This is a genomic window from Oscillatoria sp. FACHB-1407, from assembly GCF_014697545.1.
Lineage (GTDB): Bacteria > Cyanobacteriota > Cyanobacteriia > Elainellales > Elainellaceae > FACHB-1407.
The window spans coordinates 140,530-155,012 of the sequence record NZ_JACJSA010000004.1 but is presented as its reverse complement, the minus strand read 5'-3'; the positions used below and the strand labels follow the sequence as shown (position 1 = coordinate 155,012).

At 49.4% G+C, this 14,483-nt stretch carries 6 protein-coding genes; 4 read left to right on the top strand and 2 right to left on the bottom strand.

Annotation, left to right across the window (positions count from 1 at the left end):
• Entirely contained in the window at positions 1-2,574 is a 2,574-nt protein-coding gene (locus H6G89_RS08815) for a CHAT domain-containing protein (protein WP_242059878.1), read from the top strand.
• A 1,421-nt stretch (positions 2,575-3,995) separates the two neighbouring features.
• Here H6G89_RS08815 and H6G89_RS08810 read toward each other — a convergent pair.
• Positions 3,996-6,203 (bottom strand): calcium-binding protein, encoded by a 2,208-nt coding sequence (locus tag H6G89_RS08810; protein ID WP_190505063.1) that lies wholly within the window; start codon positions 6,201-6,203, stop codon positions 3,996-3,998.
• 405 nt (positions 6,204-6,608) lie between these two features.
• Here H6G89_RS08810 and H6G89_RS08805 point away from each other — a divergent pair, with 405 nt between their 5' ends.
• The gene (locus H6G89_RS08805) at positions 6,609-11,954 is read left to right on the top strand and encodes a two-partner secretion domain-containing protein (RefSeq protein ID WP_190505061.1); all 5,346 of its coding nucleotides are present in this window, start codon (positions 6,609-6,611) and stop codon (positions 11,952-11,954) included.
• Here H6G89_RS08805 and H6G89_RS08800 read toward each other — a convergent pair.
• On the bottom strand, positions 11,949-12,281 hold the full coding sequence (locus tag H6G89_RS08800) for a hypothetical protein (RefSeq protein ID WP_190505059.1): 333 nt from the start codon (positions 12,279-12,281) through the stop codon (positions 11,949-11,951). The two genes, H6G89_RS08805 and H6G89_RS08800, sit on opposite strands and share 6 nt — an antisense overlap.
• A gap of 82 nt (positions 12,282-12,363) precedes the next feature.
• Between H6G89_RS08800 and H6G89_RS08795 the strand changes: the two genes are divergently transcribed.
• Positions 12,364-13,656: an inorganic phosphate transporter gene (locus tag H6G89_RS08795; protein WP_190505056.1), complete on the top strand. Its 1,293-nt coding sequence runs from the start codon at positions 12,364-12,366 to the stop codon at positions 13,654-13,656.
• Between the two features lie 137 nt (positions 13,657-13,793).
• A complete protein-coding gene (locus H6G89_RS08790) occupies positions 13,794-14,234 on the top strand; it encodes a hypothetical protein (RefSeq protein ID WP_190505054.1) in 441 nt (146 codons plus the stop codon).
• The last annotated feature ends 249 nt before the right edge of the window (positions 14,235-14,483 follow it).

Genomic DNA, 14,483 nt, shown 5'->3' with positions numbered 1-14,483 from the left:
ATGGGACGTGCAACCTCCTTTACTATTCCAGATAGCCTCGCTAATGGAACCGAGGGACGATCGCAGATATCCTCATCTGAGGGGAATTCCATTCCCACAGCAGTAGCGATCGCTCCCGAAAACTCGATACAACAGGGCAGAGATGCTTATCAGAATGGACGGTTTGCCCAAGCAGTCGAGGCATGGGAACAAGCGGCGATCGCCTATCAGGAGCAAGGCAACGACGTGCAGCAAGCCTTGGCTTCTAGTTATTTAGCCCTGGCGCACCAACAGTTGGGGGCATGGGCTGAGGCACAAGCCGCGATCGCCACGAGTATGGCTCTGCTGCAAAACCAGCAGATTTCGTCGAATCCCCAACATCGGCTGATTTTGGCTCAAGCCTGGAATACGCAGGGTAGCCTGCAATTTGCTCAGGGACAGATTGAGGACGCCTTAACCTCGTGGCAACGAGCAACAACTCTCTATGCCGCCGCCAATGATTCCCAGCGATACATTGGGAGTCTAATCAACCAGGCACAGGCGCAGCAAAGTTTGGGGTTGTATCTGCAAGCCCGACGCACGCTGAGTGAGGTGGAGCGATCGCTGCAACAACAGCCAGATTCTGAACTCAAAGCGATCGGGCTACAAACCTTAGCAGAGATACTACGCACGGTCGGCGATCTGGATCAGGCTCGCCAACAGCTAGAGCAGAGTCTGGCGATCGCTGAGCAGTTGAACCTGCCGCCATTGCAGAGCACAGCTTTACTGAGTTTAGGTAACATCGCTCAAGCCCAAGAAGAGTTAGCCGCTGCCCTGACCTTCTATCAACGGGCAGCCACTCCGTCGGCTCCAGCCCTGACTCGTGTGCAAGCCCAACTCAATCAACTTCACCTGTTGATCACAACTGAGCAATGGTCACAGGCTCAAGCTTTACTGCCCAATATTGAAACCCAACTCGACGCCCTGTCGCCTAGTCGCGACACCATCTATGCCCGGATTAATGCAGCCCAACAGGTTGTGGCGATCGCCCAACGCGAACAACCCGATGCAACAACTCTCTATTCTAAAGCGGCACAGATTTTGGTGATCGCGATTCAGCACGCTAAACAACTCAACGACTCACGAGCAGAGGCTTATGCGTTGGGGCAGTTGGGACACGTTTACGAAACCACACGCCAATGGCAAGAGGCTCAAACCCTGACCGAGCAAGCCCTGCTCATGGCACAATCGGTCAATGCAGCGGATGTGGCTTACCAGTGGCAATGGCAATTAGGACGATTGTTGAAAGCGCAGCAACAACCATCAGAAGCACTTAAAGCCTATCGAGCGGCATTTGATACACTTCAATCGATTCGCCGAGATTTGATTGCTACCAGTTCTGATCTGCAATTCTCCTTTCGAGACAGCGTCGAACCTGTTTACCGAGAATTGGTGGATTTGCTGTTGCAGCGATCGCCCAACTCCCAGCAGGAGCCAACTCAAGCCAACCTACAAGAAGCGCGTCAGGTGATCGAGTCGCTCCAATTAGCCGAGTTAGATAATTTCTTTCGAGCGGCTTGCCTGGATGGTCAGCGAGTTGCGATTGATCAGATTGATCAGACCGACACGGCTGTTATCTATCCCATCGTTTTGAGCGATCGCCTGGAAGTGTTGCTAAGCCTGCCACAGCAACCGATTCGTCAATATACAGCATCTGTTTCACAAGCCGAGATTGAACAAGCCGTTGCCCAATTGCAGCAACAGTTAGCCCGACCTCTGACCAGCCAACAAGGACAACAGTTAGGACAACGCCTGTATGACTGGTTGATTCGTCCCCTGGAAACTGAACTGGCGACCCATGCCTCTAAAACCTTGGTGTTTGTGCTCGATGGCGCACTGCGAAATATTCCCATGGCAACGCTTTATGATGGCGATCGCTATTTGATTGAGCAATACAGCCTGGCTTTAGCACCCGGATTACAACTCCTCAACCCTCAACCCCTTAGTCAGAACCAGCTAGAAGTATTGGCTGCCGGATTGACCCAGGAACGCTCTGGGTTTAGTGCGCTCGTCAATGTCGAGAATGAGCTGAATGAAATTAAAGCCAAATTGCCCAGCCAGATTTTGTTGAATGAAGCCTTTACCAGTTCAGCCCTACAGACCCAAATTGATGCATTGCCGTTTCCCATTGTTCATCTAGCAACGCATGGGCAATTTAGCTCCAAGGCTGATGAAACATTCATTTTGGCGTGGGATCGACCGATCAATGTGAATGAACTGAGTAGTCTGCTACGAAACAGCGATGACACACGCTCCAACCCCATTGAGTTGTTAGTCTTGAGTGCTTGTGAAACCGCAGCAGGTGATACTCGTGCCACTTTAGGCTTAGCTGGAATCGCTGTTCAAGCAGGTGCCCGTAGCACCCTGGCATCCCTATGGGTTTTGAACGACGAATCTGCTGCTCGCTTTATTAGCCAGTTTTACCAAGAGTTAGCAGATACAACGGTTTCCAAAGCGGAGGCTCTGCAACGAGCACAACTCGCACTATTACGTGACCCTAACTACAGGCACCCGATTTACTGGGCACCCTACGTCTTAATTGGCAACTGGTTGTAATCCTCTTCAATCAAAGTTTTATAGCAGTACTCACTAAGGTTAGGACGGGGTGGAACCCCTGGCTGGGGGCGCAGCTCCCACACCCCCTTATGTCCTAATGCATATGCGTAGGGCCATAGGAACTGACGCAGGTCGGTTAGCAGCGGTTTTAATACCGATTTAATGTTTGATTGTGGCAGATCACTGGGTAGGGGCGTTTCGCGAAACGCCCTTACGGAATCATGTGCAGCGAAGCCAATTCAAATTGGTATAACCACCAAGCACGAATTTGCGGTGTTACTGAATAGAGGGGTGATTTCCCTGACACAGACGTGAGCGAGACGCTCACACTCCCTTTAGGCAAATTGTTTAAACCAGTGCGAGCATCTTGCTCACGACTAATTCATCCTCAAGATCAACAACGCCAAATTTGCTTTGTGAAATATCAAGTTGGATGCTGCATATTGGGCGATCGCTGCCCGTAAAAGCGATTAACAGATTGATGAAAGCCCTAAACCGTACTGAAAATATAGGTTTGACTCTCAATCTCGCCTCATCCACTTCACTTTAGCTGAAAACGAGAATGCTATGATACAGCCCCCAGTTAGTACTTTACCTGCTTGTTTAGCGACATTAATTAAGAGTAACGAATTGAGCCAAAAGCAACATCTGTTAGATGTTCAGAGTTTATATATCAGTGCGTCTCATCAACACGTTTTATCTACAGATTTAGAAGCTCAATTAAAGACATTCATTCAGTGGTCACTACAACAAAGCTACTTCAAGCACTATTCACAAGACATTAGACTTCAAATACTGAATTGTGCTTGGGAAGCTCAAAAATTACTTTGGTCAATTCGTTAAACTTAAAATCTCATATCTCATAACATGAAATATCGTGTGTTGTAAGCTATACCTAGCTGAACACACGATATTTTTTGTTGATCAATTTGGATGCAAAAGGCGATCGCTACTTACACCGTTTTTCAAACTTCAGACCATGCACAAATGCTTTCATAGAGCGTTCTGCAAAACGTCTCTACCGACGCCCTGTAATGGCTATTGGTTGAATCGATATTATAGCCGTAGCCACATTCAATGAGGTGGGGGTGAGCCAGGAAGCTTTCCCAGAATCAGGGTTTGAGCCATTGTCTTTACCTTAAGCTTTCTGCCCAAAGCTATAATATTAGTCCCGGATCAATGACCCAATAGTGTACGAGTGGGCTTAGCGGGCAACACTTGAATTCAGCGAGGTTTAACAGCAAAACCCACCCCTACAGTCACGATGGTTAATTAAACGGATTTGATATGATTTGTTCTGCGGTAATTGAAGGGATGACTCAACAAAAAGCAGAGCCCACCTGGGGTGAACTCTGCTGCAACTAAGGAGAGATTAGTTTAGGAAAGCGCGGTGCCTTCGGCTGTTGCGGAGCTAATCGCCCCTAGAAGGACGACGTTGCAGTGATGACAAAATCTCTAGCGGTGAGAGATGGCTTCGTGGTGAAGGTTGCAACCAACGTTTGCTTCGCACCCCCTAAACCATCGGAGTCATAGGACAACGTACCGCGTCGTTGGTCGTAGATAAAGCGATCGCCCTTATCCAGTGCTTTGTTGCCCAGAACAAACTGCGATGCTTTCAGTTTGCCTGCTTTGAGTCCTCTAAAGCCAGGAGCTTCAAACACCAGCACATCTCGCTCTTGTCGGGAGAAGTCAAGGACGCGATCGCCTCCCTGAAGCCGAGACGAGAAGACAAATCGGTCTGCCCCTTTGCCGCCACTGACGATGTCTCTGCCGCCACCACTGATCAGTGTGTCTTTCCCTGCACCACCGCTCATGGTGTTGGCTCCAGCATTTCCCACGAGCATGTTATTCAGGTCGTTCCCTTTCATGGTGCTGCTGTTTCTGGTTTTGCCAGCGTCACTCATGATCAGGTTTTCTACGTTTGCACCCAGGGTATGGCTAGTCGAGGCAATAACCGTATCGATTCCTGCATTTGCCGCTTCTACAATGGTATCCGCTGCATCGCTCACGATGTAAGTATCGTCGCCCAAGCCACCAATTAAGATGTCGATGCCAGCCCCACCATCTAGAATGTTGGCTGCCGCGTTACCCGTAATCATGTTACTCAGAGCATTACCCGTGCCTTTCGATGCAGTCCCAGTCAGAGTCAGGTTTTCCAAATTGGCACCCAGCGTGTAATCGGAGTTGCTGAGAACGGTGTCAGTGCCTTCGTTAGCCACTTCTACAATCGTGTCACCTACCGTGTAGATATAGGTGTCATTGCCGACGCCACCCACCATGCGATCGCTTCCTGCACCCCCATCCAAAAAGTCATCTCCAGCTAAGCCAATCAGTTCATCATTGCCTTCCGCACCCTCTAAAAGGTTGTTGATAGCGTTACCTGTGATGACGTTATTAGAAGCGTTACCTGTCCCCTTGATAGCCGTTCCGGTCAGGGTCAAATTTTCTAAGTTGGCACCAAGGGTATAGTCAGTGGAGCTAAGAACAGTGTCAGTGCCTTCGTTTGCGGCTTCTACAATCGTGTCGCCTGCGGTATAGACGTAGGTATCATTGCCAACGCCACCCACCATGCGATCGTTCCCTACACCCCCATCCAGGAAATCGTCTCCGGCTAAACCAATCAGTTCATCATTGCCTTCAGCCCCTTCCAAGATGTTATTAACATTGCCTATTCTATTGCCCGTAATAACGTTATCGAGACTATTACCTGTTCCTCTGACAGCCGTTCTAAACAGAGCCAAATTTTCCAAGTTTGCCCCTAATGTATAGTCAACAGGCATGTAAACAGTATCTGTGCCTTCATTCGCCAACTCAATAATGGTGTCTAGACCATCAACGCTAACAAACGAGTCATCGCCTAAGCCACCTTCGAGGATGTCGGCTCCTTCTCCACCTTCAAGAACGTCGTGACCTTCGTAACCGAATAATCGGTTACGTCCTGCATTTCCTACGATCTTGTTATTCAAACTATTTCCAATGCCGTTAATGTCGCTGTTACCCTCCAAAAACAGTTGTTCTACGTGATCACCAAGTGTGTAACTGATAGTAGAACGAACCGTATCAAATCCTTCAAGAGCTCGTTCAGTAACGCGATCGCCAAGACTATCGACAATAAAGGTGTCATCACCCATTCCTCCATCCATATCATCATTGCCAGTGCCGCCATCTAGTGTGTCGTCACCTTCCCTGCCCAGGAGCCTGTCATTGCCTGACAACCCTTTTAGAACGTTGTTGTACTGGTTTCCACCGACGATATTGTCTAAGTTATTACCAGTGCCATCCAGGTTAGCGTTAGTAGCAGCTGATAGATAAAGATTCTCAACGTTATTAAGGTCTTCTAAGGAGTAGCTAATGCTAGCTGCAATATAGTCTTCTCCTTGATTTGCTCCCTCAAAAACGCGATCGAGTAGACTATCGACAACATAACCGTCATTGCCAACACCACCAAACATCAGGTCATCGCCAGTGCCACCTTCAAGATAGTCATTGCCAGCACCACCAAACATTTGATCGTTGCCAGCACCACCAAACATTAACTCGTTGCTATCGTCACCTAAAAAGATATCTGCGTCACCAGTGCCTCGAAGAGTTTCTGGTGAATTGCCAGGGGTTCCAGGAATAACTGCCATGATTGTTCTCCGTTGTTGTGTGTTGTGTATTGTGTGTAGTTCTGAAATGTTGCCTACCGATAAAAGTTGTCTTTTGAAGTTTGGTGAGGCTTGCATTTCATCTCTTGCCACCTCTTGCGGGCAGCATTTTGGGTTTATGCACGAGTGCAGAAAGAATTTTGAAAAATCACTGAAAAATCTTTTTGTAGATTGGGTTGAACATTGTGAAATCCAACGCTAGTCTTGTTTTTGTTAGGTTATGTTCGCAACCCAACCTACGTAAGCAACTGTTTAGATTGGTATGAGGTTTGGAGCGATCGCCCCTGGTTCACCCAACGAGTTAATTTGCGAACCTCTCTTTAGAATCAGTGCCGCTCAAAAATTTCTGGTGTAGAGTTGAGCAAGTTCGTTGTCGGTTCGAGTTGAATGATGCCCCATGTTTTGCCCATTCGTCGGTTACACCGTTCCTTATTGGGTGTAACGGTTGGAGCGATCGCCCTACTGCCTGCGATCGCACAGGCTCAGGTGATTCCTGACAATTCGTTGGGTGCGGAGCAATCAACCGTGAGAACGTCCCCCGTTAATGGGCGATCGGCTGAACTCATTGAAGGAGGAGCCAGACGAGGGGCTAACCTGTTCCACAGTTTTTTAGATTTTGATATTCCGGACGGACAGCAAGCTTATTTTGCCAATCCCAATGGCGTAGAGCGAATTCTTGGTCGAGTCACGGGAGGCAGTCGTTCTGATATTTTGGGACGGTTGGGGGTATTGGGCAATGCAGACCTGTTTCTTCTCAATCCCAATGGCATTGTGTTTGGTGCCAACGCATCGTTAGATGTGCGGGGTTCGTTTGTGGCGAGTACTGCTGACAGTGTTTTGTTTAATGATGACTTTGTTTTTAGTGCCAGCAATCCGCAAGCTTCACCTTTGTTGACTGTCAATGTACCGATTGGATTGCAGTATGGGACGAATAATGCCGCGATCGCCAACGCTGGGCATTTATCTGTAGGACAAGATCTAACCTTAGCTGCAACTAATTTGGAATTACAGGGGCAACTGGAAGCAGGCAGAGATCTGACGTTGCAGGCACAGAATACGGTACGGGTGCGATCGGGAGAGAGTGTCTCATTTTTAGCGCGATCGGGTGGTAATCTTACGATTCAAGGCAATCAAGGCGTTGATATTTTTGCTGTAAATCCACTTCAACCTGCACTACAAAGTGGTCATAATCTAACTCTAAGTAGTAACGGTCAAATCGCTCTAGATGCCCATATAACCAGTGGTGGCGATTTTTCGATTCGTACTCTATCGGGCGAAACGGGCAACTTTATCAGTCGAGTTGATCCTGTGTTTACAGTCGGAGGGAACTACAGTGTTGGGAACTACACAGGACCTTCGTTACAAGTAATCGCAGGTGGCAATATCGACTATGGCACTGTAGTTATTAATGGAATTGATCCAGCTGTACATCCCACTCAGCCTGCTCTGTTTCTGAATGCAGGTGGAAGCATTACTGGAACTGGAACCGTTTCTACCACCGTTCCTGATGCAGGATTGCTGGTCAATTTTCAGAGCCAGGGCGATATCAGTACGCAAGACATCACAACCCATGGTGGTGCTATTACACTAACTAGCTCGGCTGGTAGTATTACAACGAATGGGAGATTCCTCAACACAACCAATGGGATCAACGGTGGTGGGGCGATCGCCCTCACAGCTTACAGAGATATCCTTCTGGGGGAGGGCTATGCATCCCGCTGCGGAGAAATCGGCTTTTGTAGCAATCCTGATACCAATGCAGGCGAGGGAGGAGACATTGATCTTGTCGCTACCACAGGTAATATTACCACTGGTTCTCTTAGCACCAATTCTTCCTCTTCTTTATCCAGTAACAATGGCGGAACCATTCGTCTGTTTGCTCCCAATGGCAGTGTAGTGACATCATTCATTAATTCAGGTTCCTTTAGTTTTTCTGGTTCTGGAAACGCTGGAGAGGTCACGATTACGGCGAATGGAGATGTGATTACTAGTGATATCTTTGCGACTTCAAGAGCTGACGCTGATGTTTCTTCTGCTGGTCATGGTGGTGCGATTCGGATTACAACCAACGGTAATATTCTCACTGGCAATTTAGACGCGGTTGCCTGTGCCAATACTACATTTTGTTCCAGACAAGATCCGTTGGATGCTCAGGGCTTTTCCTCTGCTGGTCATGGTGGAGCCATTCATCTTTTTACCGCTAATGGCGATATCACGATTGGAAATTTAGATACCTGGTCGTCAGCACATAATTCTGGAAACGGTGGAGATGTTCGTTTAGAGGCACCAAATGGTGCTGTTTTGTTGAACCAATTACTCTCCTATTCTTCTGCCAGGAACTCCACAGGTAATGGTGGCAATGTTACTGTAATTGCGGATCGCGATATCATCTTTAATCCACTTCTTCTACCTATTTCAATCGCTAACACCCTGGATACATCAACGTTTGCATCCCCTGCCTTTGTTATTCCCTTTTCAACAGCAGGTAATCCTGGTTCAGTTGATTTGATTAGCTATCGTGGCAACGTTGTCAACCTCTCAGTTGATACACGCTCAGTCGCTCGTTCCAGGGCTGGAAATGGTGGACGGGTTCAGATTACTGCTCCAAATGGCAATATTTCTGGTGGTGGTGCGATCACTTCTTCCTATGCTACTGATGCTGTTGCTGGAAATGGTGGAGACGTCGTGTTTATAGGAGGAGGTGATATTAATCTTCTTTCGATTGATTCGTCTACCGGATCTAACTCTGTTGCTGGAAACGGTGGCAATATTAGCTTAACAACGAGGGGGAATATTTCAGTTCTCCGTCTCTCCTCCAATACCGATAGCATCGATCGCCCCGGCAACGCTGGAGCGATTACACTGACTACCCAAAATGGCAACATTGAGATTGATCCGACCGGGTCTGTGAGTGCCACATCGGGTTCTTTTGCATCATCTGCTGGTAATGGCGGAGCTATCAGTTTTATAGCTCCTAATGGTCGCATTATTGCATCAAAACTTTACTCGTACTCGTACTCCGTTGCAAATGCGATATCCCCTTTCAATACACCTACCAATGTTGTTACGACAGGCAATCGCGGTGGTGAAATTTATTTGAGGAGTCGAGATGACTTAGCCGTTCCGTCTCTAAACACCACCGGTAGAGCAGGTTCAGGCAACATTACGATCATTAGTGATGGAACTGTTTTTACACAAACCACGGATGTTACTCTTACTGGCACTCCCTTTTTTGTCAGTAGTGTTGTGACGAGTGACACCTTTGGCCCAGGTCGCGGAGGAGATATTCAAGTCACGGCTAGAAATATTTCTGTGACGAATGGATCGCAGTTCTCTGCGTCTACTCATAGCAGTGGACAAGGAGGAACTATTACGCTCAATGCGTCTGATACAGTTGAATTGGCGAACACCCTACCTCCAGGAGAACGTCCCAGTGTTGTTTGGGGAGTGTCAGGCATATCTCGTGTTCCGACAGGAGCCTATCTAGGTGGGTATATTGTCTCTGGTAATCCGTTGAGCCCTGATTTAGCGGAAGGGGATGTATACCCTAGCGGAGTTTTTACCCAGACGACAGTAGGTTCAACTGGCAATGCTGGTGATATTCGGGTTGAAGCTGGACGCTTGATCCTTCAAGATGGAGCGGCGATCGCGGCGACTACCTTTGGACAAGGCAATGCTGGAACCATTAGCCTCAATATCCGGAATGACACGCAGATTGCCAACAACGGCTCCATTCTCAGCGGTGTGGCTCCTGGATCAAGCGGTGACAGTGGAGCGATTAATATTCAGACAGGAACACTCTCCATCCGCAACGGAGGGTTTATCCAAACTCAAACGTTAGGACGGGGTAATGCCGGGCCGATTGCGGTTCAAGCAAATGGGGCGATCGCCCTCTCTGGTCTAAACAGCACGATTTCGACTCAGGTATTTTCGGGAGCGATCGGCAATGGGAATCAGATCAACCTGCGGGCTACTGAACTGTTACTCAGCGATCGCGCCCAAATTAGCACCAGTACTGCCGGACAGGGCAACGCAGGCAGCATCTCGATTACCGCCAATGCTGTCACTGCCACCGAAGGAGGGCAAATCCGCTCAGCCACGAGCAGCAGTGGTAATGCTCAAAGCATTGCTCTGCGGGTGCGCGATCGCATTACTTTGAATGGCAACCATACTGGGCTGTTTGCCAACACTGACCCCAACTCAACCGGACAGGGGGGCAACATTGCAGTTACAACCGGACGATTTCATATCTGGAATCGAGCACAGGTTGCTGCCAACAGTGCGGGTACAGGGCAGGCAGGCACAGTGGCCGTAGACGTCAACTCGCTCGACTTGAATCATCGGGGGCGAATTTTGGCTGAGACAGTCTCGAGTCAAAATGGAAACATTAGGCTGCGAATCGCGGATCGGTTAAGACTGAGCGATCGCAGTCAAATTTCGGCTTCTACCGTAAGCGGTGAGGGGGGCAGATTAACGATTAACACCAATCAAGCTCCAGTGCCGTTGATCGAACTCGATCGCAGCCGCATCACAACAGAAGCAACCGATACAGGCGATGCAGGCGATCTCATCCTCAATGCAAGACAGGTTACACTCCAGAGGCGATCGCAGATTTCGGCATCTAACCTGTTCAGCCAAGCTGACAGCAACATCAGATTGTATGGTCTGGAGCGGTTGCACCTGGACAACAGCACTATTTCTGCCTCTACACGATCGGGGCTAGCAGGCAACTTGATTGTCGATGCGGCTAACGGCATGATCCATCTGCAAAATCGCTCCACGCTGGCAGTGGAGTCCGCCCAGGGAGGTCAAGCCGGAAACTTGAGTTTGAGAGCAGCCCAGGTCACGCTGGAGTCGGGGGCAGCAGTTTCTGTAAGCAGTGCCCAGAGGCGAGCTGGCATTTTAACGGTAGATGCCAGTAGGATTCGTTTAGATCAAGGGCAGTTAACGGCTGAACGAGGGGATGCTTTTGGCATTAGTAGCCCGATCAATCGGCGTGTGGGTGCGGTGATTCGTCTCACTAATCTGGAGCAATTGACGCTGCGAAATGGAAGTACACTCTCAGCCTTAGCAAGGGATGGCGCAAATGGCGGTAACATCGAGATTAATGCTGGCGAGGGATTTATTATTGCTATCCCATCTGAGAACAGTGACATTATTGCCAGTGCTGAACAGGGCAATGGCGGGCAGATCGAGGTTACTGCGCAGGGCATCTTTGGGTTAACTGTCAATGAGTCGCCAATTCGCATTCCTGTCAGCGAAATTAACGCCAGTTCTGAGACAGGCATTGCCGGAACAATTAACATTGACACGCCTGATGTTGATGTCGATGAAACCCCAGAACTGCCTAACACCTTTGCTACCCCACCGCTGGCTCAAGGCTGTCGCGCCAGTAGTCGCGAGAATCGATTTGTCAATGCAGGACGAGGGGGCGTGCCGCGCAGTCCTACTGATCCGCTTACGCCCAACACCATTTGGCAAGATTTGTCACCCCCTACAGCCACACCAGACCAGGAAGCGGAAGGCACGATGCACAACCCCTCTCCGGTGGAGGCGATCGCTCAACCCGACGTAACGGCAACACCTCCAATTCTAGAAGCACAGGGCTGGGTGACTCGCTCTGACGGAACAACCGAGTTAATTACGCAAGCCACTTCAGCGACACCGAATGGGACGAGTGGGCAAATTGGCGATCGCTGTTCCTTGAGTAGAAGTGCAAGCACGGCTTCATAAAGACGCTAGCTCTCGCTCTGTGCCAAAGTCTTCGTTGCAGCGAATACCCTCCCGAATGCCAGCACTTCTCTCATTGTCAGTGGGATTGCAGGCGGGGCACTGGCTGGGATGATCACAGAGATGACATCCACGCAAAAAGCGTTCCATGTCTTCACAGTCGAACGCAACTTCACCATCCGAACAGCGATAACAATAAATTTCAAAATCATCTACTTTTAAGATGCCACGATGAGTAATGTATATCTCTGATGTCGGGTCAGTAGACTCTGGCGTTTCGAGGGGTTCCCAGGTCAAAGTATCCAGCAATTTAGTCAGAAGATGCGTCATGCGATCGCCTCTGTTCCTTAGGTGAGTTGCTCAACACTACTCTACATCTGGTAGAACCAAATGAGTATAACTCCAACGTAGGATGATCTTTCTCTTTTTTACGGCTCTTCTTGCTTTTTATGTTGCCTTAAACCTCGGAGCCAATGACGTTGCCAACTCGATGGGTACCTCCGTTGGATCGGGCGCAGTCACACTACGACAGGCATTGATCATCGCTGGGGTTTTAGAATTCGCAGGAGCCATGCTCTTGGGACAACGAGTATCAACCACTCTCGCTGAGACTGTTGTTGATCCTACGTTGTTTGCTTCCGTACCCACTGACTTTGCATTAGGTATGGTGGCAGCTCTGCTAACCTGTGGAATTTGGTTACAAATTGCAACAACATTTGGATTGCCCGTGTCATCGTCTCACGCCATTGTGGGGGCGATCGCTGGTTTTGGGTGGATCGCGGCTGGCTTCAACGCGGTGCAGTGGCAGTCGATTGGGGTTATCTCTATCACCTGGGTGCTGACTCCTGTCGTGAGTGGGGCGATCGCTGCCGGGTTGTATAGTCTGGTGAGTCGTTGGATTGTGCAACAGCCCAATCCGCTGCAACAGTTGTATGAATGGATTCCCTGGTTGAGTACGGGATTAGTCACTGTGTTTGGCTTCATCGTTTTGCCACCGTTGGCTCAAGCCCTACCCCTCTCCCAATTACCGTTCAACCTGCCGGGTCATGATTGGGCATTGTTCGTGGGGGCGATCGCCAGTGTTGGGCTGACCCTTGCAATGTGGCGTGTGGCAAAGCGTCAGATTCAACCAATACCCCCTTCCCCTCAGCCAGGTAAAACCCTGGTTCCCTCAGAGCGGATCATGGCTCGATTTCAGCTCTTAAGTGCCTGTTTTGTTGCCTTTGCTCATGGCTCAAATGATGTCGGTAATGCCATTGCACCACTGGGGGCGATCGCCCATCTGCAAGCGACGGGGAATGTACCTCTGGGTAACCTCACAATTCCCTTATGGATTTTGGTGGTGGGCGGTGGCGGAATCGTCTTCGGTCTTGCCATTTGGGGAAAAAATGTGATCACCACAATTGGGGAAAACATTACTCGCCTGCAACCCAGCAGTGGGTTTTGTGCTGAACTCGCGACTGCCACCACAACACTGACCGCCTCTTATTTGGGGCTTCCGGTTTCAACCTCTCACGCCTTAGTCGGGGCGGTTGTGGGCATTGGCTTTATGCAACGGGCTCAGGCTCCATCCGGTGACGCCATTCAACTGGGAACCCTGCGACAGATTGCCCTTGCCTGGTTTGTCACGATTCCAGCCGCTGTTGGGTTATCGGTCGTGCTTTTTGCAATCCTGCGAGTGGTCAATCCAATCCAATTTCTTTGAAAATTATCCTGATAGCTTCTGCCATTAAGGGAATAAGGGAATGGTAGATGCACCCTGATTGAACCTCTGGCTTCGCGCCAGAGGTTTTTTTTCGCAATGGTTTACCCTGGAATAAAACCGGACTACAACAGGTGCAAATGTTTGCTCCAAAACCCATCTCAGCCCGACGGACGAGTGTTTTCCAACTGACTCAGTTGCCTTCAGACTCTCCCTTTCGCGACCCGATCGACCCTGGCAACCGCTTGAGAACTGCCTTTAACCTGGGGCGGTTTCGGGGCAGCTTTGAATATGATGACTCCGTCGGCAGAAACGACCCCGATTTCTTCCGGTTTCAACTCACCGACAACAGCACTGTGGCTGTCTGGTGGGCAAACTCATCGAGTACTCCCATGATTGGGGCGATCGTCAATCGCTATGGGCAGGTCGTGAGGCAACAGGGCTTTCCCCTCTCTAGACGCATCCTTCCTGGTAGAACGGCTAGTTTTTTCGCCAACGATATTCAACCCGGTGTCTACTACGTTCGCATTACAAGTGCTGGTCGAGACAACGATTACAGCTTTCGCTTGGGAGCCCTTTGAGTAGAAGGGGGTGGGGAGTAGGGAATAGGGAGTGGGTGAAGCGTCGGAGGTATTGCTGCTCCAATATAGGAATTTTGGGCGTTGCTGAATAGAAGGATGATTGTCCTGACATAGGCGTGAGCGAGACGCTCACACTCTCTTCAGGCGAATCGTTTAAACCAGTGCGAGCATCCTGTTTGCAACTCATTCATCCCAAAGATTAAACACCAGGGTGTGTCAATTGAAGTGTGTCTGTCACCCGTTCCACCC

Coding starts and splice junctions, on each gene's coding strand:
- H6G89_RS08795 (WP_190505056.1), top strand. CDS start 12,364: ATGATCTTTCTCTTTTTTACGGCTCTTCTTGCTTTTTATGTTGCCTTA.
- H6G89_RS08790 (WP_190505054.1), top strand. CDS start 13,794: ATGTTTGCTCCAAAACCCATCTCAGCCCGACGGACGAGTGTTTTCCAA.
- H6G89_RS08810 (WP_190505063.1), bottom strand. CDS start 6,203: ATGGCAGTTATTCCTGGAACCCCTGGCAATTCACCAGAAACTCTTCGA.
- H6G89_RS08800 (WP_190505059.1), bottom strand. CDS start 12,281: ATGACGCATCTTCTGACTAAATTGCTGGATACTTTGACCTGGGAACCC.
- H6G89_RS08805 (WP_190505061.1), top strand. CDS start 6,609: ATGATGCCCCATGTTTTGCCCATTCGTCGGTTACACCGTTCCTTATTG.
- H6G89_RS08815 (WP_242059878.1), top strand. CDS start 1: ATGGGACGTGCAACCTCCTTTACTATTCCAGATAGCCTCGCTAATGGA.